Below are 25648 nucleotides of genomic sequence, written 5' to 3'. Positions count from 1 at the left end.
ATCAAGCCTTGAGAAGCCCGCGCGAAAGCAGGTTGGCGTAAAGCGCCGCGATACCGGTGCGCCAGGGCGCCGCATCGCGGGAGGTGACGACGCGGTTCTGGAGCTGGCCCAGCTTGTCGCTCTCGATAGTTACGACATCGCCCACTTTGTGGGTGAAGCCACGGCCCGCTTCATCGCGGTCCTGCACGGGCGCGAAAAGCGTGCCGAGGAACAGCACGAAGCCATCGGGATAGTGGTGCTCACTCAGCGTCTGGCGCACGAGATCCAGCGGATCACGGCTGATTTCCGCCATGTTGCTGGTGCCGCGCAGGACGAACTGGTCCTCGCCGGTGATCGAGAGGCGCACTTCGGCAACGCGCACGTCGTCGATAGTGAAGCCATCGTCGAAGATGCGGACGAGCGGGCCGAGCGAGCAGGAGGCGTTGTTGTCCTTCGCCTTGCCCAGCAGCAGGGCCGAACGGCCCTCGAAATCGCGCAAGTTGACGTCGTTGCCCAGCGTGGCGCCGACGGCCTGGCCATTGCTCCCGACCAGCAGGGCGATTTCGGGTTCGGGATTGTTCCAGCTGGAATCCGAACGCACGCCGATCTCGGCGCCGACGCCGACGGTGGAGAGCACGGGCGACTTTGTGAAGACTTCGGCATCGGGGCCGATGGCGACTTCGAGATACTGAGACCAGAGGCCGTCCTCGATCAGCGCGGCCTTGAGCTGCGCGGCGCTTTCGGAGCCGGGCACGACCGAGCGGATCTGGCCGCCGATGCGCGATTCCAGGCGTTCGCGGATGGCGGCGGCGGCGCTCCAGTCACCACGCGCGCGCTCTTCGATCACGCGCTCGATGGCGGATGTGGCGAAAGTGACGCCGCAGGCCTTCACGCACTGGAGATCGACCGGGGAGAGCAGGTTGACGGATGCAACGTCGAAAGCGCCAAGCTTCTTGCCGCCTCGGCCGGAGAAATCGCCCGCTTCGACCAGCGCCGAAACGGTGGGCATTACCGCGGACATATCGAGCAGTTCGCCGCGCACCACGAGGATCGGGCTGGGGCCTTCGCCGAAGTCCGCACGGCCCAGGAAGGTGCCGGAAGTCCAGTCGGCAGGCATCAACGACATGCAGTATCGGGATTCGCCACGGATCCCCTCCCTTTGTTTGTCTGGTATAACTGATAGCGCTACCATTTGGCACATTGATGCGGCTTGTCAAGGCGGATTGCACGAACGGTAACAATCGAAAGGCTTGGGCAAAGGGGTGGCCTACCTCCTTGCATCCTGCAGGCGGTTTCAGGCGTTGGTCCATATCGGCCGCACTTGCGAGGATCGCGCGACGTGAATGGAATTCCTTCTGACACTGCAATCCCCGCCGCAACACCCCCGGATGCGTCCTTTTCCAACGAGCATGACCGGACGACCTGGGAGGAAGCGACAAGGCGCATCGCCGCTCTGGCCGGTGCGGTCCCAGCAGGCGAGCCGGGCTGGATGCGATGGCCGGCGGGAGGCGGCGACTACTTCGTCCCGCGCGATACGCTGCTGGTCGAGGAAGCGCATGCGCTGGGCATCACGCGCGATACGCAGTTCTTCGGCGGTGCCGTCCCGCACCGCTTCGTGGCGAGCAAGGCCATATCGCACGGCTTGATCTCCGCCGACGCGCGGGCTCCGGAGGGCTGGCAGGCCGGCCTTGCGGTGCACCTCGGGAACGCCGTCCTGCGCGGCTATACGGCTTTCGCGGTGGAAGACGCCCGCATCGCCGGCCAGCTCATGCTCAAGCACGGAACGGCCCGGCTCAAGGAAGTGGAGGCGACATCGGGCCAGGGGCAGACCGTGGTCGCCTCGGAGCAGGAACTGGAGGCGGCGCTCGCCGCGATCGATCCGGCCCGGATCGAAGCCGGCGGGCTGGTGATCGAGGAGAACCTCTGCGAGGTCGAAACGTACAGCATCGGCACGATCGGGCTGCCGGGGCGGCGCGATGCTCCTTCCGCATCCGCCGTCCGGTCTTTCGCCTATTGGGGGACTCAGCGGCTTACCCGCAACAATCGCGGCGAAGCGGCCTACGGCGGCTCGCGCCTTCATGTGGTGCGAGGCGGCTTCGAGGAACTCCAACGAGAGCTGCTTTCCCACGACCGCGCCGAGGCGGTTCGCAAGGCGCTGCTCTACGACCGCGCCGTTTTCGCCGCCTACCCGGCGCTTTTCGCCTCTCGTCGCAACTACGACGTGGCCGAGGGGACGGACGCCGGGGGGCGCATACGCATCGGTGTGCTGGAACAGAGCTGGCGCATCGGCGGCGCCACCGGAGCGGAAATCGCCGCCTGCCAATATCTCGAAGCGCATCCCGAGAAAGCCGGGGTGACCTGTGCAACCGTCGAGATCTACGGAAACCCGCATGCCGCCCCTCCCGACGCGGCCGTGTACTATGCCGGCGTGGATCCGGTAGCCGGGCCGCTCACGAAATATGCGCAAATCATCGAGTGACAGGTAATCGAATGAAGTCAGCCAACCCCGTGACCCTGGCCGTCGGCGACGAGACGATCGACGGCACCATCCTTACCCCCGCCAAGCTCACGCCCGGCGTTCTCTTCATCCACGGCTGGGGTGGGTGCCAGGAGCAGGATCTCATCCGTGCCGAGGAAATCGCGCAGCTCGGCTGCATCTGCTTCACGTTCGACCTGCGCGGCCATGCCCGGCATGAAGACGAGCGCAACAGCGTCACCCGCTCGGACGGGCTTGCCGACGTCGTGGCCGCCTACGATTTCCTGGCCGGGCAGGAAGGCATAGACAGCTCCGCCATCGCCGTCGTCGGCACCAGTTACGGCGGCTATCTGGCTGCGCTGCTCACGGCGGAGCGCTCGGTCTCCTGGCTGGCGCTGCGCGTTCCGGCGCTCTATCCCGACAGCCATTGGGATGTGCCCAAGGCCTTGCTCGACCGCGCGGAGATCGACCGTTACCGCAGTCATTTCCGCACCGGGCACCAGGACCGCGCCCTGGCCGCCTGCGAGCGTTTCGCCGGAGACGTGCTGATCGTGGAATCGGAGTTCGACGACTACGTGCCGCATCCGGCGATCAGCTCCTACATGGCGGCGTTTCGCAACAGCCGCTCGCTCAGCTACCGGGTCCTCAAGGGTGCCGACCATGTCCTGCGCGACGAAAGCCAGCGCAAGGGCTACAATCAGCTGCTGATCAACTGGATCGAGGAGATGGTGCGGGGCGTCCGCCGTCCGGCCTGAGGGCTCTGCCTTCGTTGCGGCAGCAAATTATCAAGATTCCACCTCCCGCCGAAGCTGGCGAACGGTACGCCGCAGGGCTCGTTACGCCTGCAACCGGGTGCGCTGCGCCACGTTCGGTGAAGACACGGAAGGGGCAGACGACAGGAACACGCCGATGGCCGAGACCCAGGACATGATCCACGAGGACCCCTTGCCGGGTCACGAAAGCGAACTGGAGCCGAAGCCGGAATGGCAGCCGCGCTATCTCGGTTCCGGCAGGCTGCAGGACAAGGTCGCCGTCGTCACCGGGGCCGATAGCGGGATAGGCCGCGCAGTGGCCGCCCTCTTCGCCCGCGAGGGGGCGGACGTAGCCATCATGTACCTGCTCGAAGACGACGATGCGGCGGAAACCAAGCGGATCGTCGAAGCGGAAGGCAGGCGCGCCATCACCATCCGCGCCGACATCCGCTCGCCGGACGCCTGCGAGCTGGCCGTGCGCCAGACCCTGGAGACGTTCGGCCGCATAGACGTGCTGATCAACAATGCCGGCGAACAGCATCCCGACAAGGACATCACCGACATCACCGAGGAACAGCTGCGCCGCACGTTCCAGACGAACATTTTCGGCATGTTCTTCATGACCCAGGCCGCCCGGCCGCACCTGAAGCCCGGCGCCAGCATCGTCAACTGCACCAGCGTGACCATGTACAAGGGCAGCAAGGAACTGCTCGACTACAGCTCCACCAAGGGCGCGATCACGGCCTTCACCCGCTCGCTGTCCGAGAACCTCGTAAGCGAGGGCATCCGCGTCAACGCCGTGGCGCCCGGCCCGATCTGGACCCCGCTCAACCCCTGCGGGGGCGCGACGCCTGAGAAACTCGAAAACTTCGGCGAAGACACGCCGATGGGCCGCCCCGGCCAGCCCAACGAAGTGGCGCCCTCGTTCCTGTTCCTGGCGTGCGAAGACGCCAGCTACATGAGCGGCCAGGTGCTCCATCCGAACGGCGGCATCATCGTCGGCAGTTGAAGCCCGCACCGTCCAGCCAACGGACAGTCGCCTCCTCCACGGCCTCGCCGGGCGGAGGGGGCTGCTCCGATCTCAAGGCGTGAACGGCTCGCCGGAAGGTCGATGGCTTTCGGCGACAAAGGTCATTGCGGTGCGATCAGCCGGTATGCCCCGCCCATCAGCAGCGTCACTTCGTCGCGGGTGAGGACATATTGGGGCTCGTAGCTCAGGCCTGACTGGCGGGTGCGCCGCCAGTGGTCGACGTAGACGGCCTGGTTCTGCCCGAACAGCGAATGGACATGGCGCGCCAGTTCCGGGGGACAATCGGCGGAATAGGCCGCGCGGAACATGCCGAGGTCCACCACGTAAGGGCCGACCATGACCCAGACGTGGCCATCCCATCCGGCATCCTCGCCGCCGAACGCCGCCGGGCCGTCCACCGGTTCGCGCCGTCCGTAGACCGGCTGCCCATCGACCGCCAGCACGCCGGCCACCACCTGGACCGGAGCGGCAAGATGCCGTTCGAGCTGAACCGCAAGCGCCGCGCTGAGCCAGCCCGAAACGGCACTTTGCCGATCCGCGGCCTGAGGGAACACCTTCAGGATCTCCACCGCGCAGGCAGCGAGGCGCGCCTTGTCGGCGTCGGGCATCTCGTAAGCCTTGAACGCCTTGGCCGCGGCCCAGCCGTGCTGCGCTGCCACCAGCTTGCCCAGTTGCACCAGGTCGCGTGCGATCGTCATCGGGGTAATTCCTGCTCGTTTCTCGCGGCCTGCGCCGCCTCGGGTCCAGCCCCTTAAAGCGTTTTCCTGTCAGGTGAAATCACCCGATGATCCGGGATCTGCCGTCGTACCCGAAACAGGGTTTGCCCAAAGCCTCGCCGCGCTGCGATCATGCCGGCAACCGCTTGTAGATGAAGGAACATTCATGCGCACGCTCTCCATACTGACCGCTTCGGTGGCGACACTGTCCCTTCCCGCAGGCGCGCAAGTGAAGGACGGCAACGGCAACGAACTCCACCTCGGCCGTCCGGTGAAGCCTATTGCCGATTACAACGGCGGCACCATCAGCAAGGGCCGCGCAGCACAATGCGTGCTGGAGGGCGGTCCCAGAAAGGCCTGCACGTTCTACCCCCGCAACGGTGACGGCAGCTTCGCCATCGACGTCGACGGCCGGGCCTTTTATGCCGACAAGACCTCGCCCGAACGCGTGGTGGTCGACTATGACAACGGTGCACGAATGGTCCCCCAAGGCGCCTTCACGCGCAGCAAGCGCGACCCGCGCCTGCTGGGTTCAGGGCAGCAACCGCAAGATCTGCGTCTATTGAGGAGCGCTCTTTTCGACCGCGCGTGCCGAGGCTGCGCCTTTTCGCGAAACCAAATCGCATGTCGATCTTTAGCCCTGCATGGATGTAGCGGCGCAGATCGACGAGCGAAACCATGCGGGGGGCGGTGAACCTCCCGCTCCTCCGCCAACGAGCGATAAGCGCGCACGCCGGCTCCGCGTCCTGAGGATCCTGCGCAATGTCGCGATCGGCGCGGTCCTTGCCCTGTTCGCGGCGTGGCTGGTGCTCTTCATCACCAAGGGGCGGTTCCTGAAACACCCCTTCGAGAGCATGGCGAGTTCCGCGGCCGGGCGACAGGTGCAAGTCGGCGGCGAGTTCCAGCTCTACTTCGCGCCGTTCCGCATCAAGTTCCTCGCCGAAGACCTGAGCATCGCCAATCCCGAATGGGCGGGGCGCCCCCGCATGTTCGCCGCCCGCCACATCGAAGCGCGGATCGCGCCGCTCTCTCTCCTGTTCGGCAGACGCCATGTCCCCATGCTCGATCTCCAGGGCGGCGCGCTGGACCTCGAATGGGACAAGACGCATAAGCGCAACACCTGGACTTTCGGAAGCGGCGAAGGCGGCAAGCCTTTCGAGTTCCCCCGGATCGACCGCGCGACCCTGTCCGATACCCGCATTCGCTATCTCGATCCCCAGATGCCGCTCGTCGCCGATCTCGTCGTGGACCCGGTCACGGCCATCGATGCGCGGATCGGCAAGGCCGTAGCCTTGCGCGGCGACGGCACTTTGCGCAAGACACCCTTTCGCCTGAGCGCCCGCCTGCTCTCGCCCGACGAAACGGTGGATCGCGGCCGCAATGCACTGGAACTGACGGCCTGGGCGGCAAACAACCGGATGGACGTATCCGGCACCCTCCCCTCGCTTGCCGAGTTCGAGGGCGTCCCGCTGAAGGTCCGGGCACAGGGACGCGACTTGTCCGAACTGCTCGCCATCATCGACGTCGCCATTCCGCAGACCCGTCGCTATGCTTTGAAAGCGCAGATGGTGAAGGATGAGGCGACCTATCGTTTCACCGGCATGACCGGCACTTTCGGCCAGTCCGACTTGCGCGGCACGCTGACGGTGAAGAACGCCGAGCGCCTGCGCCTCGATGCGCAGCTTGCCACGCGCCGGCTGGACATCGTCGATGCGGCACCCTTCATCGGCTACAACCCGGACATCGTGGCTGCCAAGGGCGCCGTCGCCGCTGCCGCCGCTACCGGCGCCGGGTCGCAGCGCGTGCTGCCCGATGCTGCCCTGCCGATCGGCACCATGCAGCGCTTCGACGCCGGGCTGGACTGGAAGATCGGCGCGATCCGGTCGCGCAGCGTCCCGGTCCAGAACATCGCGCTCAAGCTCTCGCTGGAGCGCGGCCGGCTGGCGCTGTCGCCGCTGACCTTTTCGATGGCGCGGGGCGATGTCGCCTCGGACCTGATTTTCGACACGCGCCAGCGGCCCTCCGCGGTCAGCTACGACATCCGCTTGAAGCCGACGCCGATGGGCCGCCTGCTGGCCGGCTACGGCGTCGAGGAATCCGGTACGACGGGCACGATCGGCGGCCGGATCAAGCTGGAAGGCCGCGGCGACACCATTCACGACTCCCTGGCTTCCGCCTCCGGCCGCATCGCTTTCGTCATGCCGCGCGGTACGTTCTGGACTCGCAACGTCCAGCTTGCGGAGCTGGACCTCGGAACGTTCGCCTCCAAGATGTTCGAAGGCAAGCTGAAGGAACCGGTCCAGCTCAACTGCGGCCTCGTCGCCTTCACGGTGCGCGGCGGCACGGCGGCCGCCGATCCGATCCTGATCGACACCTCGAAAAACGTCATCACCGGACGCGGCGGGTTCAGTTTCGGCACCGAAGCGCTGGATCTCGCCTTCCGTGCGGACGGCAAGAAGTTCAGCCTGTTCTCGGGCCAGTCCCCCGTCGGCATCGGCGGCCGCTTCGCCAAGCCCTCGCTCGACGTGATCAGCCCGCAACTGCTCGGCCGGGCAGGCGTGGGCCTCGGCCTGGCAGTAGCGGCAACGCCGGTGGCCGGGCTGCTGGCTTTCGTGGACGTCGGCGATGCCAAGTCCGCCGCCTGCGGCCCGGTACTGGCGGGGGCGACGGCCAAGGCCCAGCGCACCACCAAGGGCAAGCCGCGCGACGACGTGGGCTCCGGCCGCGCGGGCAAGATCCGCTGATGGCGGTGGGTCCCGCGCTTTTCGGCCGGGGGAAGCGTTAAGCCGTGCCGATCGCGACAACTCGCGCTGCGCCGCCGACCCTTGCCTCTGCCGGTCGCTGATCGGACGAGGTGCGCCCTGAGGCCGGATTACCGCAGGAACGATTGCCGACATGCTATTGGACATTGCGCCGACATGTGTTGTTCTTGAGACATGGGAGAGCAGCCGTCCTACCAGGAACTCGAGCGCCGCCTTGCCGCCGCGCAGGAGGAAGCCTCGGCCGCGAAGTCGGCACTGTCCGCCGCCGAAGCCAGGCTGCGGCAAGCGCTGCAAGTGGGGGGCATGGAGTATTGGGAATGGGATCCGGTGAGCGACCGGGTTACGCGCGCCAATGCGATTTCCACTTTTGGACCTTCCGGCCAAGTCGCCCACGCGCACAAGGGCATTGACGGCTTTGTCCGGGTGCATCCAGACGATCGCGAACGCCATCAGGCGATGGTCTTGAAGGCCGGGCAGACGGGCACCGGATGGCATATGGAGTTTCGCGTCGTTCGGCCGGACACCGGGGAGATCGAGTGGCTGGAAGAGCGCGCCTCCCCCACCACCGATCCGGCAACCGGCGAGCGCAGGATCAATGGCTTCATCTGGAACGTCACCGACCGAAAGCGCGCCGAAGCCGCACGCGCCGAAGGTGAGGAACGGCTGAGGCTCGCCATAGAAATCGGGGAACTCGCCAGCTGGGACTGGGACACCCGCTCCGGCGCGGTGACCTGGAGCGACCGGCATTTCCTGATGCAGGGCTATCGGATCGGCGAAGTGACGCCGAGCTTCGAAGCCTGGCTGGCGCGAGTGCACCCGGAAGACCGCGCGGAAACCGTCTCCCGGATCGAGGCGGCGCGCGACACCCGCCAGGTCTACGCTCACGAATTCCGCACGCTCCATCCGGACGGCACCGTCCTGTGGTGCGCCGCGCGCGGACGGTTCTTCTATGATGAAACGGGCGCTCCCTGCCGCATGATCGGCGTGATGGAGGACATCACCGAGCGCAAGCGGAGCGAGCAGGCGCTCAACGACGAATTGCGCGACACCCTGATCCTCCAGCAGCTTGGCGCCCGGCTCGTCACCGAAGACAACGTGCAGACCATCTACGAAGAAGTCCTGTCGGCGGCGATCGCGATCATGCGGGCCAAGGCTGGCAGCGTGCAGATGCTGGATTCCGAGACCGAGGAACTCGTCATCCTCGCCGCCCAGGGCTTCAGCCGGCGGACGCAGGATCGGTTCCACCGCGTAAGCGCAAGCTCGAGCACATCCTGCGGCCTAGCCATGCGTACCGGCAGTCGCGCCTGGTGCCACTTCGATCCGGCCAGTTCGGACCCGTCGGTCCGGCTCCATGTCGAGGATGGCGTCCTCTCGGCGCAGTCCATGCCGCTGGTGTCGCGGTCCGGCAGGGCGATCGGCATGGTCTCGACACATTGGGCCACGGCGGACCATCGCCCTTCCGAGCGGGACTTGCGGTTCCTCGATCTGCTTGCCCGCCAAGCCGCCGACCTGCTGGAACAGCGGGCTGCCGAAGCGGTGCTGCGCAAGAGCGAGGCAAAGTACCGGAGCTTGTTCGACAAGCTGGAGGATGGGATCGCCGTCCTGCGCGCCGTTCGCGACCCGGCCGGGCAAATCGTCGATTTCATCTATCTGGAACTGAACGAGGCCGTGCAGCGACAGACGGGCCTGGAGCGATCGCACTTCCTGGGCCGCCCACTGTCCGAGGTTTCGCTGAAGGACGATTTCGACAACTGGCTGCCGATCCACCGGCAAGTGGTCGAAACGGGCGAGCCGGTTACGGTGGAAAACTACGCCCAGTCCGTGCAGCGATGGTTCGAATTGAGCGTCTATCCCAGCGGGCCGGACCGGATCGCCCTGTTCATCCGCGACATCGACGGGCGCAAGCAGGGCGAGATCGCTCTGCGCGAAAGCCGGGAACACCAGGCCTTTCTGCTCGAGCTTTCGGACGCGCTGCGCGCGGAAAAGGACGCCGATGCGGTTGCCTATCGCGCGATCGGGATGCTTTCGGATCATATGCGGCTCGATCGCTGCTATGTCACCTATTATCGCCCCGAAGATGACCGCGCGGACTTCCCCTATCAGATCGGCAACGACACCGTCCCGCCGCTTCCGGCCCAGGTCCGCCTGTCCGACTTCCCGGATGCCTACCGACAGCTGCTCGAAAAGACTTTCGTGATCGAAGACGACTTCGCGCGGCGAGGCCTTTCGGATGCCGAGCGCGCCAGCAGCAAGGCGGTGGGGATGCGGGCGATGCTGGCTTCTACCTTACGCCGCGGGACGAAGAACCCGCTCTGCTCCATGGCGGCGGTTTCCTCTTCGCCGCGACGTTGGAGCGCCGGGGAAATCGCGCTGGTCGAGGCCGCCGCGGAGCGCACCTGGGCAGCGATCGAACGGGCCCGGACAGACGAGGTGCTGCGCGAAAGCGAGGAGCGGCAGATGTTCCTGCTCAGCCTCAGCGACGCCGTGCGGAACCTGGCAGATCCGGCCGAGATCATGGCCCTCACCAGTGCGATGGTGGGCGCCCACATGCGGGTCGGACGGTGCGGCTACGGCGAAGTTCCGCCGCCCGGCGACATGCTTATCGTCAGGCGCGACTGGACCGACGGCGAAATGGGCAGCCTTCAAGGGCAGTGGCGGCTCGACTTGTTCAGCGACGACATCGTCTCTTCCTATCGCGCCGGCAGAACCGTGATTATCGAGGACGCCCACGTAGATCCCATCGCTCAGGGCAACGAGGAGGCTCTGAGAGCCATTGGGGGGCTGCGCTCCAGCATCGCCGTGCCTCTGCTCAGAGACGGCAGGCTAACCGCGTTCTTCTATGTGCAGCACACCTTGCCGCGACGCTGGAGCGCCGGCGAGCAGGACCTGGTGCGCGAGGTTGCCGAACGGACGTGGTCGACTCTGGAACGCGCGCGCACGGAAGCGAGGCTTCGCGAAAGCGAGGAGCGGTTCCGCCAGTTCGCCGATGCCTCGTCCGGCGCCCTGTGGATCCGCGATGCGGCCACGTTGAACATGGAGTTCGCCAGCCGCGCGATCGAGCCGATCTACGGCATAGAGGCGGACGAACTGCTGGGCGACGTGAAGCGCTGGGCCGCGCTGATCCTGCCCGAGGATCGCGATATCGCGCTCGAGCACCTGGAACGGGCGCGGAGCGGCGAAGCCACCTTGCACGAGTTCCGTATCCAGCGCGCGTCCGACAAGGCGTTCCGCTGGATCCGCAACACCGATTTCCCGCTCCGCGACAACGGCCATATCCCGCGCATCGGCGGCATCGCCCTGGACGTGACCGAGGAGAAGCTCTCGGCGGAGCACCAGACGGTCCTGCTGGCCGAGCTTCAGCACCGTGTGCGCAACATCATGGCGATCATCCGTTCGATCACGCTGCGCACGGCGGACGGCGCGGGCAGCGTTTCGGACTATTCCGAACTTCTTTCCGGGCGCCTCGACACGTTCGCGCGGGTCCAGGCGCTGCTGACCCGCGCCGCCAATGTCGGCGTCGGCATGGCGACGATCGTTCACGACGAACTTTCGGCGCTGGCCGGGCACGGCGGCCAGTTCGACGCTCAAGGTCCCGAGATCGAGCTTTCCCCCAAGGCGGCGGAGACCATGACGCTGGCGGTACACGAGCTGACCACCAATGCCCTGAAATACGGCGCGCTTTCGCATCCCGACGGTTTGGTCCGCGTGCGCTGGAGCGTCGAGGAGAAGCCGACCAAGCCCTGGCTGGTGTTCGAGTGGAGCGAAAGCGGGGCTCCCGGACGAGAGCCGCCGGACCGTCCTCGCCGCGTGGGGTTCGGCAGCGAGCTGATCGAAGGGCGCATTCCCTATGAGCTGAATGGACGCGGCTCGGTGCGGTTCGAGGCGGGCGGCGCGCAATGCCGGCTGGAATTCCCCCTCAAGGACGGCGCCAGTATCCTGGAGACGGATGCGCCTCAGCCTGCCACCCTGTTTGGAGGAGCGATAGACATGAGCGGACAAGCCGATCTCACCGGCCAGCGTGTCCTGGTGGTCGAGGACGATTACTACCTCGCCGCCGATACCGCGCGCGCGTTGAAAGGCGCCGGCGCCCAGGTGCTAGGCCCCTGCCCCAGCGAAGACGCCGCGCGCGCCCATATGGCCGATGCGCCGCCGACATGCGCCGTCCTCGACATCAATCTGGGCGGCGGCCGATCGTTCGACCTCGCCGGCGACCTCAGGCGGGACGGCGTGCCCTTCGTGTTCATCACCGGCTATGATCAGGATGTGATCCCGGAGCGGTTCGCCGGTATTCCCTGCCTGCAGAAGCCGGTGGAATTCCGGCATATCATCGGCGCACTGGCGGATAGTCTCGGCGTCTGACCTCCCACGCCCGCTGCTTCAGTTGGATCGGCTTGCAGACTGCCCGTAGAGCGCTTTGCCGCAAGCGGTCTGCGGCAGCGGGAAGGCAGGATCCGTCAGGAAGGCGCGATCGGTGAGGGCCGCGAGAAAGGCGGTCACCGCTTGGCGCCGGTCCGGTGAAAGCGGTGCGATGCGGGCATGCGCCGCGATCGCCGCCTCGAGCGTGGGCGCCGAACCGTCATGCAGATAGGGCGCGCTGACGGCCACGTTGCGCAGGCTCGGCGTGCGGAAGCGGCCACGGTCGCGGGCGCGGCCAAGGTCGCGGGCGGTGACTTCGGCCAGGCCCGGATCGGCCGCGTCCGGAGGGGGGACCTCACCGATCCGGTGGTAGCGCGCGTCGGTGAAGTTCGGGCCGCTGTGGCAGCCGGCGCAAATGCGCCGGAAGATGCCCTCCCCCTGCCGGGCTTGTGCGCTCGACACGGCCTTGTCCCAATCGCTGCCGCGCGAGACGAGCGCGCGTTCGAAAGCGGCCAGGGCGCCGGCGACCTTGGGATAGTCGATCGCGCCGTCGCCCCCGGGGAAGGCCTGCCGGAACTGCGTCACATAGCAGGGGTCGCGGCCGAGCCGCCGGGCAATCTCGCTTTCATGGTCCTTCATGGCCATTTCCACCGGATGCTCCCCGAACACCGGCACCGCCACTTGCGCCTCCAGGCTGGTCAGGCGCGGATCGGCCCAGGTCAGGCAGGGGAAATCCCCGACATCGGCGAGCGTCGAGACATTGCGCCGGCCCGGGTCGTCGAGCGCGCCGGGGTGCGTGCGGTTGCCGTCGGTGAAGCCGTGGTGCTGCTCGTGACAGGTCGCGCAGGACATGGTGCCGTTGACCGAGAGATCGGCGTCATAGAACAGCCGGCGCCCGAGTTCGACCCGAGCGGCTTTCACCTGCTCGTCCAGCTGGGGAGCCGCGCGGCATAAGGCCATTTGCCCCCAGAACGCCGCGGCGATCAGGGCAAGGCCGGTCAGGGCATAACGCATGGAAGAGCTCAGGGAAGACGGGCGACGAGCAGCGGCATTTTCTCGTTCGCATTGGCGGCGATCTGCACCAGATAGTCTCCCGGTTCGAGCGCGAAGTCGACCATCTTGCGAATGCCCGAACAGTCCGGCCCGTGACCATGCGCGATGGAGGCGAGGCCCCGCCCGGGGGTGCCGCTGCCGGCGGCTTCGCCCATCCTGATCAGGTCGATCCAGGCGGCGGAGCCCAGCGCCACGCGGTAGCGGCCCGTCTCTGCGACGGTGAAGGCGAAGATCCCGCCGAAACTCACCGACCCGCCGGGCTTTTCAGGCCGCAGGGCATAGCGAACCTCGGGCGTGGGGCTGAGCCTGCCCTCGATCGCGGTGCCCGGCACCAGGCGCGCCGCCGAAGCCGCATCGCGCCCGGCCGCCAAGGGCACGCGCCGGGTCCAGCCGGACAATTCGACCGGCAGGGCGGCAGCCTGCGCATCCGCCGGACAGACCGTGCCCATGCCGGGCATGTCCTGCGCCAGCGCCGCGCCTGCCGGCGCCCAGGCCAGCAGCACCGCCGCAGCCAAGCCGCCCTGCCAGGTCCGAAATTTTTCCCCGATCATCTTGAGATCCTCATTTTGCTGCACTTTTGCAGCGCACGACAACTATATACGATCAGATATAGCGATTCGTCGCGACGACGACAGCAAAAAACCACGACATTACAAGGCACAGGGGCTTCTTTCATGCGTTTCGCACCCGCGTTTGCGGTCACTCTTTCCTGCATCCTCGCCAGTCCCGCGCTCGCGCAGTCCGCAGCGTCCGAAGACCAGGACGCGCAGCGCGGCAATGCCTTCACGCTGGGCCAGATCATCGTCACCGCCCCGGCGCCGGACGGTCTCGCGATCACCTCCTCCACGCTCGATGCCGAGGCGATCACGCTGTTCCAGCGCAACAGCCTGGACGACGCCGTCAACCTGATGCCGGGCGTCTCGTCGTCGAACAGCGGCGGATCGCGCAACGAGCGGCTGATCAACGTGCGCGGCTTCGACCGCTATCAGGTGCCGCTCTCGATCGACGGCATCCGCGTCTACCTGCCTGCCGACGGGCGGCTCGACTATGGCCGCTTCCTCACGTCCGACATCGCCCAGGTGCAGGTGGCCAAGAGCTATGCCTCGGTGCTCGACGGACCGGGCGCGATGGGCGGCGCGATCAACCTCGTCACCCGCAAGCCCACCGAGCCGATCGAGGCCGAAGCGCGCGGCACGCTGGACCTTGGCCGCAAGGCCGAATATGCCGGCTACAATGTCTTCGCCCTGCTCGGCACGAAGCAGGACAAGTGGTATGCGCAGGCCAGCTATACCCGGAATTTCACCGATCACTGGGACTTGCCGGGCGGCTACGACCCGATTGCCGGATCGGCCGAGGACGGCGGCCGCCGCGGCTTTTCCCGCACGGCCGACTGGCGCGTCAATGCCAAGCTGGGCTTCACGCCGAACGCCAACGACGAATATTCGATCAGCTATACCCGGCAGGAAGGCTCCAAGAACGCGCCGCTGCACATCACCGACCGGCCCCCGACCCAGCGCAACTGGTCGTGGCCCTACTGGAACATCGACAGCATCTACTTCCTCGCCACCACCGCCCTGGGTGACCGGGCCTCGCTGAAGACCCGCGTCTATCACAACAGCTTCGACAATCTGCTGCGCGCATTCGACGACGCCAGCCAGACCACCCAGAGCAAGGGCCGGGCGTTCAACAGCTATTATGCCGACAAGGCCTGGGGCGGCTCGGCGCAACTGGACGTCGATGTCAGCGATATCGACCGCCTGAGCATCGCCGCCCATTATCGCCGTGACAAGCACGTCGAATGGCAGCAGGCCTTCCCTTCGGGCGCGACCGAACCGAAGCAGACCAGCCTCGAGGAAACCTACAGCATCGCCGCCGAGAACAAGCTGGATCTGACGCCGGCACTGGCCTTCACCGCCGGCGCGAGCTTCGACTGGCGCAACCTGTCGCGGGCGGAGGACTATGCCAACAATGCCCTGATCAATTATCCTCTGCACAATGGAGAGGCGCTGAACGGACAGGCGCAACTCGTGTGGAGCGCCGATGCCCGGACCAGCCTTCACGCCGGCGTTTCCTCGCGAGCGCGCTTCCCCACGATCTTCGAACGTTTCAGCTCGCGCTTCGGCGGGGCCACCTCCAGCCCCGAGCTCAAGGCCGAACGCGCCACCAATTACGAAATCGGCGGCGCGCGTGACTTTGGCCCGCTCCACGCCGAAGCGGCGATGTTCTATTCGCATCTCAACGATGTTATCGTCGCCTTCCCCACCGTGTTCCAGGGCCAGCCGGTCACCCAGAGCCGCAACCTCGGCAGCGGCAATTACTACGGCGGCGAAATCGCGCTGACCGCGCGGCCGGCCTCCACCCTCACCCTCGGCGGCAACTATACTTATACCCATCGCGATCTCGACGATCCCACCAACACCGCCTTCCAGCCGACCGGCGTGCCCACGCACAAGGCTTTCGTCTGGGCGGACTGGTCGCCGATCGCAGGACTGCACATCCTGCCCAGTGCCGACATCGCGTCGAACCGCTGGACGGTCAGCACCGATGGCAGCCGATATTACCGTACCGGCAGCTATGTGCAGGCCAATCTGACGGTGAACCACGCGCTGCGCGAAGGCGTCGAACTGGGCGCGGGCGTGCGCAACGTGTTCGACGATTACTACGTGCTTGCCGATGGTTTCCCCGAACCGGGGCGCAGCTTCTTCCTGAGCTTCGGCTTCAAGTATTGAACGGCGAAGAGGGCGGCCGCCGGGTCGCCCTTGTTCGTGCACGCCGGCGCGCTGAGGCAACTTGCCCAGGTGACAGGCCCTGCGCCCACGGCTAGTGCTCGTTCCCGATGGACATGCTCCGCACCTTCTTCAGGCAGCACAGCGCCTTGGCCTTCGGGCTCATCGCGCTGGCGCTATGCCTGAAGATCGCCGTGCCGAGCGGCTACATGATCGCGCAGGACAGCCGGACGATCACCGTGCAGATCTGTCACGACGCCAGCGGCGCCGGGCCGGATACCCAGGTCTCCATACCGGTGAAATCGGCCAAGGACGAGACCCCCGGAAAGCCTGCCAAGGGCGAGTGCCCCTACGGCGCGCTGTCGATGGCTTCCCTCGGCGGGGCCGACCCCGTCCTCCTCGCGCTCGCGATCGCCTTCATCCTGGCGCTCGGCTTCGCGCCGATCCGCCTCGCGCTTGCGGCGCGCCTTTCCCATCTTCGCCCGCCCTTGCGCGGCCCACCGGCGCTGATCTGACGAACCAGAGCGTTTTGTCGGACCGGCCGGAGGCGCCTGCGCGCTGATCTTCCGGCCCTTGCCGGAGCTTCCCTTGCATGTCTGCTGCCCGATGGCGCTCCGCTGAGCGCGCCCGTTCACGATCCGCGAGCCCGTTGAGGCCGCGCCCGCTTTTGCGCCATGTCCATCTCTGGCTGGGGCTCAGTCTCGGACTGGTCTTCGCCCTGCTCGGTCTTACCGGGTCGGCGCTGGTCTTCTATGTCGAGATCGACAAGGCCCTCCATCCCGCGATCGCGCGGACGGAAGCGGCCTCGGCACCGTCCTGGACCTCCTCTGCATGGGACCGCGCCCTGGCCGCCGGACGCGCCCGCTGGAAGGGCGCCCCCGGCAAGTGGTCGTTCGAGGCGACCGGGGAAGACGGCATGATTCCCGCCCGCTTCTATCCGGCCTCCCGCCATGCCGGTCACCATGCCCCGCGCTTGATGGTCTGGTTCTCCGCCGACGGATCGCGCGTCGTCCGGGCCGAGCCCTGGGGAAGCTACCTCATGACCTGGCTTTACGATCTGCACATGGACCTTCTCGCCGGCGAGCCGGGCCGGCAGGTGGTGGGATGGTCGGGCTATGCCGTTCTGGCCCTGCTCGCAACCGGCCTCGCCGCATGGTGGCCGCGTGGCACCTGGCGCAAGGCCGTGGCCTTCAAACGCGGCGCCGGACCCCAGCGCCGGCTGCGCGACCTCCACAAGCTGACGGGGCTGTGGAGCGTCGTGCTGCTCATCGTGCTGTCGGCCACCGGCGCATTGCTGGCCCTGCCGGAGATCCGCACGGCCCTGTTCGCCGCCGCGATCGCCGTTCCGGACGACGTTCCGAGCCCCCGCTCGGCGGCTTCGTCCGGCAGGCAGATCGCCCCCTCGGAGGCTCTCCTGGCCGCGCATCGGATCCTGCCGGAGGGGCGCCTGGCCTTCGTGGACGTCCCGCCGGCGGGTGCGGAGCCGTTCCGCATCCGCGTGCAGGTTCCCGGCGATCCGCATCGCCGGTTTCCCGGAAGCTATGTCTTCGTCGACCAGCATGACGCCCGCATCCTTGCCGTGCAGGACATACGCCGGGGCAACGCCGCGACGACCGCTATCGGCTGGATCCGGGTGCTGCATGACGGATCTGTCGGCGGCCTGCCCACCCGCATTCTCGCCGTGATCCTCGGCCTCTGCCCTGCCGGGCTCCTCGTCACCGGCCTTCTTCACTGGCGCCGCCGCACCGCCGCGCGGGCCGCAATGAATCCCATGGAGAGCAGATCTTGAAAGTTCCACACGCAGCCATCGCCGCCTGCCTGATCGCCACGCCTGCCTTCGCGGACGAGGCGCCGGCCGGCGGCACGATCACCGTCACCGCCCAGCGCGACCCGTTGAAGCTGGAGCAGCACAGCGACGCCGGCAGCCGCCTCGACCTCACCGTGCGGGAGACGCCCGCCAGCCTCGAGACCCTGAGCCAGGCCGATCTGCAATTTCGCGGCCTGCGCACCGCGCGTGAGGCTTTCGCCGAGGTTCCGGGCGCGATCGCCGGGAACGCCCCCGGCAATCCGGCGGTCGTCAGCATGCGCGGCTTCGCGGGCAATGTCGTCTCGATCCTGCAGGACGGCGTGCGCATCTCCTCCTCCACCGTGGTCCAACGCGACACCAACACCTGGCATTTCGACCGGATCGAAGTGATCAAGGGCCCGGCCTCGGTGCTGTTCGGCGAAGGCGCTCTGGGCGGCGTGATCAACAAAGTGACGCGCAAGCCAAGCTTCGACGGCCACCACATGGATGCCCTGCTGAGCTACGGCAGCTTCGATACCCTGTCGGCCGCCGGCGGCGTCAACTACCAGCTCTCCGACAAACTGGCCCTGCGCGCCGACGCCAGCTACCTCCATTCCCGCAGCCTCTATGACATCGACGACAACGAGACGCGCGCGAGCGGCCTCACCGCCAGCCTGCTGTTCCGGCCATCCGACGACCTCTCGATCCTGCTGGCGGTGGATCACTATAGCGACCGCGCCGACAGTGCCTATCAAGGCGCGGTGCTGATCCCGCTGGCCTATGCCCGCGATCCCAGTCACGCGGTGGCCACCGGCAATGGGATGGTCGTCGACAAGGCGGCGCGCCGCCGCAACTACACGCCCCGGGGCGGCTACTCGGGAGCCGAGGACACCACGATCCGCTCGCGTATAGACCTCAGGCTTGGCGGTGGGTGGTCGCTCGGGACCGATCTGCTGTGGTACACCGCCGACCGCGCTTTCGTGAACAACGGCACTCGCACTTTCTTGGCGCCGAGCACCGCATTCCCGAGCGGCAGCATCCAGCGCGGTCTGACGCGGTTCTACCATGACCATGAGTTCTGGAACGTCCGCACGGCGCTTGGCAACGAAGGCACCGTCGCGGGCCTGCGCAATCGCTTCACGGTTGGGGCCGAATACAATCACACAGACCTGGCGAGCCTCCGGGAGACCAGCACCAGCAGCCTGGTCCCGCAGGTCGATCCCTTCGCCCCGATCCTCGGCACCTTCCCGGTCGACGGCAGCCAGTACCGCGCGTCCAACGTAAATTTCGATTCCCGGCTGCGTACCTTTTCCCTCTTTGCCGAGGACGCGCTGAACCTGACGCCCGCATGGCTGCTGGTAGGCGGGTTCCGCTACGACCACCTGGATCTCGATCGCGCTTCCACCGACTATCTCGTCACGCCCAGCGTCGTCACCCGCGCCAATCCGGTGTACAGGCCGATCTCCTGGCGCCTCGGGAGCAGCTACGCGCTCACTCCGGCGTTGACGCTCTACGGGCAATATACCAATGCGGTCAGTCCGGTTTCCTCGATCCTGCTGATGCCGCTCGCCAATACGCGGTTCAAGCTGACGAAGGGGTACTCGTACGAAGGCGGCTTCAAGCTCGCCGCCTTCGACCAGCGCCTCACCGTCACCGGCGCGGCATACCGGATCGTCCAGAACGACATCATCACCCGCGATCCCAACGATCCCACCCTGACGGTTCAGGGCGGAACGCAGTCCTCTCGCGGAGTGGAACTGAGCCTGGGCGCGGCCATCACCGACCGCCTCACGCTCGGTGCCAGTATGAGCCATGCCGATGCCCGCTATGACGAACTGATCGAGGCGGGCGGGTTCGACCGGGCCGGCAATCGGCCGGTGAACGTCCCTTCGACGACGGCGGCGGCGAACTTCGCCTATCGGCTCGCGGCCGCGCCGGTGACGCTGAGCGGCTTCGTCCGCCACGTCTCCGGGTTCTACACCGATACCGCCAACACGGTCCTGGTGAAAGGGCGCACCACCTTCGACGCCGCCGTATCGTGGACGATCACCGAGCAGCTCACCCTTGCCTTGCGCGGCCGCAATCTGACCGACGCCTTCTACGGCGAATATTCCGGCTACGGCGCAAACGACATCTATATCGGCGCCCCGCGCAGCGTCGAAGCGTCACTGGCCGCGCATTTCTGAAGCGAAAGCGCAGCGGCCGTCATCGAGGTCTGGAAGGGGCGGCAATTGATCGGCATCATGCCTCCCCGACGGCGCGAGCGGCCCGGCTTTCCCCAGGATCCATCCCGCTGGCGACGGAACCGGAAGGAGACAGTTCATGAACGCGTTCAACGGCAAGAATGTCCTCGTGCTCGGTGGCAGCCGCGGCATCGGCGCTGCGATCGTCCGCCGCTTCCGCGCGGCGGCGGCCTCGGTCACTTTCACATACGCCGGATCGCAGGAGGCCGCCCAGGGCCTGGCCGCAGAGACCGGCGCGCGGGCCCTCCAGGCGAACAGCGCCGACCGTGACGCCCTGATTGCAGCGGTGGCGGCGCAGGGCGCGCTGGACGTCCTTGTCGTCAATGCCGGCACTCTGGTCCTGGGCGATCCCCTGACGCTCGATGCCGACGCCGTCGACCATATGATCGACGTCAATGTCCGCGCGCCCTACCACGCCGCGGTGGAAGCGGCGCGGCGGATGAACGACGAGGGGCGCATCATCATCATCGGCTCGGTCAACGCGGACCGCATGCCCTTCGCTGGCGGCGCCGCCTACGCGATGACGAAATCAGCGATGCAGGGCATGGTCCGTGGCCTGGCCCGCGACTTCGGCGCGCGCGGCATCACCGTCAACAGCATCCAGCCTGGACCGACCGACAGCGACATGAACCCGGCCGACGGGCCGATGGCGGCCACGATGCACAGCTTCATGGCGATCAAGCGCCACGCCCGGGCGGCCGAAATCGCCGAACTCGCCGCCTACATCGCCGGCCCCCACGGCGCGATGATCACCGGATCCATGCAGACCATCGACGGCGGCTTCGGCGCCTAGTTGGCGCGGGATGCGGCGAAAACCGCGTTCCGCTTGAGCCGGGCGGGCGCTTTGCCCGCGCCGCCCGGCCATTTTTGCAAGGCCTAGAGGTCGATCGAGGCGGAGAGCTTGAAAGTGCGGGGCGCGCCCTGCAGCAGGTCGGGGCGCGAAGTGTCGAAGGCGCTTGCCCAGTAACGCTTGTTGGCGACGTTATCGACGCCGAAGCGGAGCGTCAGCGGTCGATCCCCCACCAGTGCGACATAGCGCGCCCCCAGGTCGAAGCGTGTCCAGCTTGGAAGTTCGAGGGTGTTGGCGTTGTTCGCCGGCTGCTCGCCGGTGTGGACGATCCTGCCGGTCAGGGTCAGGGCGGGCACGAACGGCAGGTCCCACTCGACATTGCCGTTGAGGAGGTATTCGGGAACGCCGGCAACCTTGTTGCCCTCGTTCAAGCCGTTGGTCTGGCGCCGCAGCCTTGCATCGATCACCGAACCGCCGGCGATGATGCGCAGGCCTTCGACGGGCTCGGCCTGGATGCTCAGTTCGATGCCGCGATTGCGCTGGAGCCCCGATGCCTCGAAGCGAGCGGAATTCGCGGGCGTGTCCACCGGGACCAGGATCTGCGTGGCCCGGTCGGTGGTGAAGAACGAAAGGCTGGCCGTCACCCTGTCCAGCGTCAGCTTGCCGCCGACCTCGTATTGGGTCGACTTGTAAGGATCGAGCACCTCGCCGACGTTGACGATGTTATAGCCGCCGCTGATGGCCGGAGCCGTGGCGCCCTGCACCAGCGCCTCAATGCGGTTGGCATAGAGCGAGATGCCTTCGACGGGCTTCACCACCAGGCCGATCACCGGCGTGACCGCGTCCTTGTCGTATTCGCCAGAAAGGCCGCCCTGGGGAATATTGAGCTTGGGGTCGGCATTTGCCGCATAGGACTTTACCACGATCTGCTGAAGGCGCAGGCCCCCGGTCAACAGGATGCGATCGTTCCAGAAACCGATGGTGTCGGAAGCAAACGTGCTCATCAGGCGAGTGCGGGAGATCGGGAACGGATCAGCCATGTTGCCGCCTCGCAAGTTGACTTGCCCAGGCTGCGGCACGGTCACCGGATCGTAGATGTTGTTGGTGCCGGTCGAGACGGCGTAGAACTCATAGGCATTGCGGTTGACAAGCCAGTTCAGCGAGGCGCCCAGGTTGAACTCATGGCTGATGCCCCCTGCCGCCAGCTTCACGCGAATTCCCGCCTGCGCCGCCTCGTTGTTGTCGGTGCGTGGGATGCGAGAGCCCGAAACCGTGCCATTTCCAGTCGTGGCATCAAGCAGCGTCAGACTGCTGTAGAAGCCGTCCTCAGACCCGTCGCGCGCGCCGAAAGCGGCATAGACCATGGCATTGTCCGACAGGTCGTACTCGGCACGGAACTGGCCATAGATGTCGCGCAAGTTGGTGAAAGAAAACGGCTGGCCGTAGTTCGCGTCGGCTTTCGGTACCCTCGGGATCGCGGTGATCGAGGCCGGCAGCGTCAGCTTGGGGCGAAGCCGGTTCACGCGCACTTTCTGATAGGCAAGGTCGAGCGAGAGGCGTAGCGGGCCTTTGTCGTAGTCGATCGCGCCGCCCAGGAGGTAGGCGCTGCGAAACTCGTCGTCGATGCCCACGTCGCCGCGCCGGGCGGCACCGTTGATCCGCACACCCCATTCGCCGCCGGAGCCGAAGCGCCGGGCGAAGTCGAAGCTGCCGCCGAAGTGCGCGTGCGACGTATAGTTCGCCGTCAGCCGGGTCAGCGGCTTGTCGCCTGCGCGCTTGGGGATGAGGTTGACGCTGCCGCCGATGGCCGTCCCACCCGGCGCGGCACCGTTGAGGAAGGCGCTGGAGCCGTTGAGCACCTGGACGCTGTCATAGAGTTCCGGCGCGATCAACTGGCGCGGAGTGATGCCGTAGAGACCGTCGAAGCCGATGTCGTCGCCGGCCAGGGCGAAGCCGCGTATGACGAACTGCTCGGCCGCGTTGCCGAACCCGTAGCTGGTGCGCACCGAAGGATCGTTGTCAAGCACCTGGCCCAGGGTCTGCGGCTGCTGGTTGAGGATCAGCGCGCCGTTGTAGCTCTTCACTGCGAAGGGCACGTCCTCTGCCGCCTTGTTGCCCAGCACGCCGATGTTACCGCCGTGCGTGACGCCGGTCTGGTTCTCGCGCTGGGCGGTTACGATGATATCGCCGTCGTCGCGCCCCTGCCGGGCGTCCTGCCCATGGGCCGGAAGCGCAAGGGCGAGCGCGGATGCACCGCCCATGACGGCAAAGGCAGGTCGGCAGCGGTTCTTGATCACGAAATAGCCCTCGATTGGCGCGATTCGGCATGATGCGCGGGAAGTTCAGGAGCGGCGGGACGTCATCGCCCAGGCCACGGTGAGTACGGGTACGGCAAGGCCGGCCCAGGAAATCGCGTCGCGCCAGCCGTCCCCGGTAAGGGCCAGGACGAGAGCGGCACTGCTCAGCACGCCGATCCCCGCCGGCGCGGCGAAGATCGCCCGCAGTCTCTGAGGCGGTCGCTTCATCAGGCCGGCTCCGCCGCGCCGCCGCTCTCGACCTCGCGCACATGCGCGGCGGCCGAGGCGCGGCGCCTGCCGAGCCACAGGTAGAGGCCGCTGGCCAGCACCACGATCGTGAACAGGTCCAGCACGGCCCAGAGGATCTTCAGCACCAGCCCGCCGTAATCTCCGAAGTGCAGCGGGCGCGAGAGCGAGAGCGACTTGTTGTACCAGGGCATCGTGCGCGCGGCGGTGAAAGCGCCGGTCTCCGCGTCGATCAGGGCCGGCGTCAGCAGGCGTTCGGTCAGCGGCGTGTCGCCCTGGAAGAAGACCGCATAGTGATGCTTCGAACTGAAGCTGCCGCCCGGGAAGGCGATGAACTGCGGGTTGTTTCCGGGCAAGGCCTTGCGCGCCTGCGCCATCGCCTTGTCCAGCGAGCCGTAGCGCGATGGCGCCAGCGCCTCCTTGCCCGCATACTGCCGCGTCATCGCCGCCAGTTCGTTGCGTTGCCACAACTTGTTGATCGGCTTCTCCAGCGTGTTGACGACCCCGGTCAGGCCCACGACCGTCATCCAGGCCAGCGCGGCCATGCCGATAAGGTTGTGGTAATCCAGCCACTTCAGCCGTGCGCTGCGCGAGGTGCGCAGGGTGCCGAAAGCCAGCTTGCGCATGAACGGCGCGTAGAGCACCACGCCCGAGATCAGGGCCGCCGTGAACAGCAGTCCCATCGCGCCGAGGAACAGCATCCCCGGCAGCCCCAGGAACATGTCCGTATGGAGCTGGAGCAGGAAATGCATGACCCCGCTCTCATCCTCCTGGCCGATGCGCCGGCCGGTGGAGCGGTCGAAGACCTGGATCGTCATCTCCGATCCGGGGGAGTCGGGTCGAGGGGCGGTGGTGATCGTCATTGACGGCGATTCATTGTCGAACGCCATGAACACCGGCACTTCGTCGGGACGGAACGCTAGGGCCCTGCGCATCATCTCGTCGAGCGGCAGCAGGCCCGGCGTCGTGCCGCTCGAGCCGACGTCCGGCATGCCGAATGCCGGGGCGTTGCCGCTCATCCGGTCGATTTCATCGTGGAAGATCAACGGCAGCCCGGTGAGGCACAGCATCAGCAGGAAAGCCGTGCAGATCAGGCTGGTCCACTTGTGGACCAGATACCAGATGCGGATGGTGGAACTTGTCATCAGAGCCGCGACTACAATTGCGAACGATTATCATTCGCCTTAAGAAGCCGTCTCCAGTCTGTCAACTCGGCGCATTGTGGGAAATGGCAGGGCCTGCGTCGGTCGCAGGATCCTCCCAGTTGCCGCAAGAAGGTAAAACTTAGCGATCTTGCTGGTTCGAATGGATGGATCGAATGACCTCCCGAGCGCACATACTGCTCTTCCGAGGCAGGAGGACAGGATGAGCGAACGAGACACTCCGCCCGCCGCAGGGGCGCAAGACATCAACGATCTGCGCTTCGCCCTTGCCGCACTCGCGCATGACGCCGGCCGGGTGATCTCCAGCGATCACCCTGCCGAGCCGAGCACCCTCGCCGAAGTGCCCGGCGACGTCACCTCGACGCTGCTGACGCGTGCGGCCGGGCGGCGATGCTGTTCACCGCTCCGGAAAGCGTTTTAGAGATCCGCTGCCGTGCCAGCGCGGCATGGCAAGAGCGTGGGGTAATCAGAGGAAGCCCGTTCGGGAGACCGCTGGATCATATTGGCACAGCACTTATCCCTCAGTCCTATCGACCTCTCGACCTGCGAGGCCTATCGTAAGTACTGCCCGAAGACTGAGGGGTCGGTATGATCGTCCGCTTCATGATTGCCCCCTGTATCATCGCCAGGATAATGGTTCCATCGTCCGCGCTCGCCGACGATGCTGCCCAAGCCTATCAACTTGGCGCTGCGGCGCACATCACGATTGGACGGGAGCAGGACCTGTCCGGTCAGGGGCCGCCCCTTTTCGATCGACCTTCCCGCAGCATGTCCGCGACATCGCCTGTATCCAGAACAGTGCATACTGTCGAAGGCGCGCGGTTGCGGCCTCTCTCGAGGATCAGGTCCAGTTCATTCTCGCCTGTTGCAGGAGACATGTCGGCCGGCGTGCCGGTGCGCAGCCGGGGCATGACGAGCGGTTTCGGCATGCGCCCGCATCCTTCGCTGGGAGGCATGCGCTTTCATGCCGGAATCGATCTGGCGGCGAGGGAGGGCGACGGCGTTTTCGCGACGGCTGAGGGCCGCGTCGTGCAATCGGGGTGGAGCGGCGGCTACGGGCTTGCCGTCACCATCGATCACGGCAATGGGTTGCAGACGCGCTATGCGCATCTTTCGCGGCTTGGCGTGATGGCGGGAGAGGATGTCCGTTCGGGCGAACTCGTCGGGTTCGTGGGTTCCACCGGTCGATCGACCGGGCCGCATCTGCACTATGAGCTGCGGCGTTTTGGGCGCCCGATCGATCCTTCAGGAACGCTCGGGCGCTGAAAGCGCC

20 protein-coding genes are annotated in these 25648 nt (G+C 66.5%); 13 read left to right on the top strand and 7 right to left on the bottom strand.

Going from position 1 to position 25648, the window contains the following annotated elements:
* Position 1: 1 nt before the first annotated feature.
* On the bottom strand, positions 2 to 1105 hold the full coding sequence (locus tag L284_RS45285; RefSeq protein ID WP_021236052.1) for a fumarylacetoacetate hydrolase family protein: 1104 nt from the start codon (positions 1103 to 1105) through the stop codon (positions 2 to 4).
* 213 nt (positions 1106 to 1318) lie between these two features.
* Here L284_RS45285 and L284_RS45280 point away from each other — a divergent pair, with 213 nt between their 5' ends.
* From L284_RS45280 to L284_RS45270, 3 genes are all read left to right on the top strand, one after another.
* On the top strand, positions 1319 to 2458 hold the full coding sequence (locus tag L284_RS45280; RefSeq protein WP_235054604.1) for a DUF3182 family protein: 1140 nt from the start codon (positions 1319 to 1321) through the stop codon (positions 2456 to 2458).
* 11 nt (positions 2459 to 2469) lie between these two features.
* On the top strand, positions 2470 to 3210 hold the full coding sequence (locus L284_RS45275) for an alpha/beta hydrolase family protein (protein ID WP_021236050.1): 741 nt from the start codon (positions 2470 to 2472) through the stop codon (positions 3208 to 3210).
* 154 nt (positions 3211 to 3364) lie between these two features.
* On the top strand, positions 3365 to 4216 hold the full coding sequence (locus L284_RS45270; protein ID WP_031343197.1) for a glucose 1-dehydrogenase: 852 nt from the start codon (positions 3365 to 3367) through the stop codon (positions 4214 to 4216).
* A 122-nt stretch (positions 4217 to 4338) separates the two neighbouring features.
* Here L284_RS45270 and L284_RS45265 read toward each other — a convergent pair whose 3' ends face one another.
* Positions 4339 to 4935: a hypothetical protein gene (locus L284_RS45265; protein WP_021236048.1), complete on the bottom strand. Its 597-nt coding sequence runs from the start codon at positions 4933 to 4935 to the stop codon at positions 4339 to 4341.
* Positions 4936 to 5119: 184 nt separating this feature from the next.
* Here L284_RS45265 and L284_RS45260 point away from each other — a divergent pair, with 184 nt between their 5' ends.
* From L284_RS45260 to L284_RS47755, 3 genes are all read left to right on the top strand, one after another.
* Positions 5120 to 5647, top strand: coding sequence for a hypothetical protein (locus tag L284_RS45260; RefSeq protein ID WP_021236047.1), 528 nt, complete (start codon positions 5120 to 5122; stop codon positions 5645 to 5647).
* The gene (locus tag L284_RS45255; protein WP_021236046.1) at positions 5598 to 7697 is read left to right on the top strand and encodes an AsmA family protein; all 2100 of its coding nucleotides are present in this window, start codon (positions 5598 to 5600) and stop codon (positions 7695 to 7697) included. Before L284_RS45260 ends, L284_RS45255 begins: the two co-directional genes overlap by 50 nt.
* Before the next feature lie 192 nt (positions 7698 to 7889).
* Positions 7890 to 12074 carry a PAS domain-containing protein gene (locus L284_RS47755; protein ID WP_021236045.1) on the top strand — a complete coding sequence of 1395 codons (4185 nt, stop codon included), beginning with the start codon at positions 7890 to 7892 and terminating at the stop codon, positions 12072 to 12074.
* An 18-nt stretch (positions 12075 to 12092) separates the two neighbouring features.
* Here L284_RS47755 and L284_RS45250 read toward each other — a convergent pair whose 3' ends face one another.
* Together L284_RS45250 and L284_RS45245 are read right to left on the bottom strand one after the other, a co-directional pair.
* The gene (locus L284_RS45250) at positions 12093 to 13085 is read right to left on the bottom strand and encodes a cytochrome-c peroxidase (protein ID WP_021236044.1); all 993 of its coding nucleotides are present in this window, start codon (positions 13083 to 13085) and stop codon (positions 12093 to 12095) included.
* An 8-nt stretch (positions 13086 to 13093) separates the two neighbouring features.
* Entirely contained in the window at positions 13094 to 13675 is a 582-nt protein-coding gene (locus L284_RS45245; protein ID WP_052018459.1) for a hypothetical protein, read from the bottom strand.
* A 123-nt stretch (positions 13676 to 13798) separates the two neighbouring features.
* On the opposite strand from L284_RS45245, the gene L284_RS45240 reads away from it, so the two are divergent.
* The 5 genes from L284_RS45240 (at position 13799) to bdcA (ending at position 20672) form a co-directional block, all read left to right on the top strand.
* Positions 13799 to 15853 (top strand): TonB-dependent receptor plug domain-containing protein, encoded by a 2055-nt coding sequence (locus L284_RS45240; protein ID WP_021236042.1) that lies wholly within the window; start codon positions 13799 to 13801, stop codon positions 15851 to 15853.
* Positions 15854 to 15966: 113 nt separating this feature from the next.
* Positions 15967 to 16365, top strand: a complete 399-nt coding sequence (locus L284_RS45235) for a hypothetical protein (RefSeq protein ID WP_235054602.1) — start codon at positions 15967 to 15969, stop codon at positions 16363 to 16365.
* 77 nt (positions 16366 to 16442) lie between these two features.
* Positions 16443 to 17639, top strand: a complete 1197-nt coding sequence (locus L284_RS45230; protein ID WP_081674195.1) for a PepSY-associated TM helix domain-containing protein — start codon at positions 16443 to 16445, stop codon at positions 17637 to 17639.
* Complete coding sequence (locus tag L284_RS45225) at positions 17636 to 19822, top strand: TonB-dependent receptor (RefSeq protein ID WP_021236039.1); 2187 nt, start codon at positions 17636 to 17638, stop codon at positions 19820 to 19822. The genes L284_RS45230 and L284_RS45225 overlap by 4 nt, the downstream gene beginning before the upstream one ends.
* A 136-nt stretch (positions 19823 to 19958) precedes the next feature.
* Positions 19959 to 20672, top strand: a complete 714-nt coding sequence (gene bdcA, locus L284_RS45220; RefSeq protein ID WP_021236038.1) for an SDR family oxidoreductase — start codon at positions 19959 to 19961, stop codon at positions 20670 to 20672.
* Positions 20673 to 20755: 83 nt separating this feature from the next.
* Here the strand turns inward: bdcA and L284_RS45215 are convergent, their stop codons facing one another.
* Genes L284_RS45215 through L284_RS45205 form a run of 3 tightly spaced genes read right to left on the bottom strand, consistent with a single transcriptional unit; the run spans position 20756 to position 24357 of the window.
* Complete coding sequence (locus L284_RS45215) at positions 20756 to 22966, bottom strand: TonB-dependent receptor (protein WP_327194227.1); 2211 nt, start codon at positions 22964 to 22966, stop codon at positions 20756 to 20758.
* Between the two features lie 45 nt (positions 22967 to 23011).
* Complete coding sequence (locus tag L284_RS45210; RefSeq protein ID WP_021236036.1) at positions 23012 to 23194, bottom strand: hypothetical protein; 183 nt, start codon at positions 23192 to 23194, stop codon at positions 23012 to 23014.
* Complete coding sequence (locus L284_RS45205) at positions 23194 to 24357, bottom strand: PepSY-associated TM helix domain-containing protein (protein WP_021236035.1); 1164 nt, start codon at positions 24355 to 24357, stop codon at positions 23194 to 23196. The genes L284_RS45210 and L284_RS45205 overlap by 1 nt, the downstream gene beginning before the upstream one ends.
* Positions 24358 to 24577: 220 nt before the next feature.
* Between L284_RS45205 and L284_RS45200 the strand changes: the two genes are divergently transcribed.
* Both L284_RS45200 and L284_RS48580 read left to right on the top strand, forming a co-directional pair.
* Positions 24578 to 24796 carry a hypothetical protein gene (locus tag L284_RS45200; protein ID WP_021236034.1) on the top strand — a complete coding sequence of 73 codons (219 nt, stop codon included), beginning with the start codon at positions 24578 to 24580 and terminating at the stop codon, positions 24794 to 24796.
* 455 nt (positions 24797 to 25251) lie between these two features.
* Positions 25252 to 25641 carry a M23 family metallopeptidase gene (locus L284_RS48580; RefSeq protein ID WP_021236033.1) on the top strand — a complete coding sequence of 130 codons (390 nt, stop codon included), beginning with the start codon at positions 25252 to 25254 and terminating at the stop codon, positions 25639 to 25641.
* The last annotated feature ends 7 nt before the right edge of the window (positions 25642 to 25648 follow it).

It is taken from the genome of Novosphingobium lindaniclasticum LE124 (assembly GCF_000445125.1).
GTDB lineage: Bacteria > Pseudomonadota > Alphaproteobacteria > Sphingomonadales > Sphingomonadaceae > Novosphingobium > Novosphingobium lindaniclasticum.
The sequence above is the reverse complement of the archived record's forward strand: the minus strand, read 5'-3'. Positions and strand labels throughout refer to the sequence as shown.

Coding starts and splice junctions, on each gene's coding strand:
- L284_RS45285 (WP_021236052.1), bottom strand. CDS start 1,105: ATGTCGTTGATGCCTGCCGACTGGACTTCCGGCACCTTCCTGGGCCGT.
- L284_RS45275 (WP_021236050.1), top strand. CDS start 2,470: ATGAAGTCAGCCAACCCCGTGACCCTGGCCGTCGGCGACGAGACGATC.
- L284_RS45270 (WP_031343197.1), top strand. CDS start 3,365: ATGGCCGAGACCCAGGACATGATCCACGAGGACCCCTTGCCGGGTCAC.
- L284_RS45265 (WP_021236048.1), bottom strand. CDS start 4,935: ATGACGATCGCACGCGACCTGGTGCAACTGGGCAAGCTGGTGGCAGCG.
- L284_RS45260 (WP_021236047.1), top strand. CDS start 5,120: ATGCGCACGCTCTCCATACTGACCGCTTCGGTGGCGACACTGTCCCTT.
- L284_RS45255 (WP_021236046.1), top strand. CDS start 5,598: ATGGATGTAGCGGCGCAGATCGACGAGCGAAACCATGCGGGGGGCGGT.
- L284_RS47755 (WP_021236045.1), top strand. CDS start 7,890: ATGGGAGAGCAGCCGTCCTACCAGGAACTCGAGCGCCGCCTTGCCGCC.
- L284_RS45250 (WP_021236044.1), bottom strand. CDS start 13,085: ATGCGTTATGCCCTGACCGGCCTTGCCCTGATCGCCGCGGCGTTCTGG.
- L284_RS45245 (WP_052018459.1), bottom strand. CDS start 13,675: ATGATCGGGGAAAAATTTCGGACCTGGCAGGGCGGCTTGGCTGCGGCG.
- L284_RS45240 (WP_021236042.1), top strand. CDS start 13,799: ATGCGTTTCGCACCCGCGTTTGCGGTCACTCTTTCCTGCATCCTCGCC.
- L284_RS45235 (WP_235054602.1), top strand. CDS start 15,967: ATGCTCCGCACCTTCTTCAGGCAGCACAGCGCCTTGGCCTTCGGGCTC.
- L284_RS45230 (WP_081674195.1), top strand. CDS start 16,443: ATGTCTGCTGCCCGATGGCGCTCCGCTGAGCGCGCCCGTTCACGATCC.
- bdcA (WP_021236038.1), top strand. CDS start 19,959: ATGAACGCGTTCAACGGCAAGAATGTCCTCGTGCTCGGTGGCAGCCGC.
- L284_RS45210 (WP_021236036.1), bottom strand. CDS start 23,194: ATGAAGCGACCGCCTCAGAGACTGCGGGCGATCTTCGCCGCGCCGGCG.
- L284_RS45205 (WP_021236035.1), bottom strand. CDS start 24,357: ATGACAAGTTCCACCATCCGCATCTGGTATCTGGTCCACAAGTGGACC.
- L284_RS45200 (WP_021236034.1), top strand. CDS start 24,578: ATGAGCGAACGAGACACTCCGCCCGCCGCAGGGGCGCAAGACATCAAC.
- L284_RS48580 (WP_021236033.1), top strand. CDS start 25,252: ATGTCGGCCGGCGTGCCGGTGCGCAGCCGGGGCATGACGAGCGGTTTC.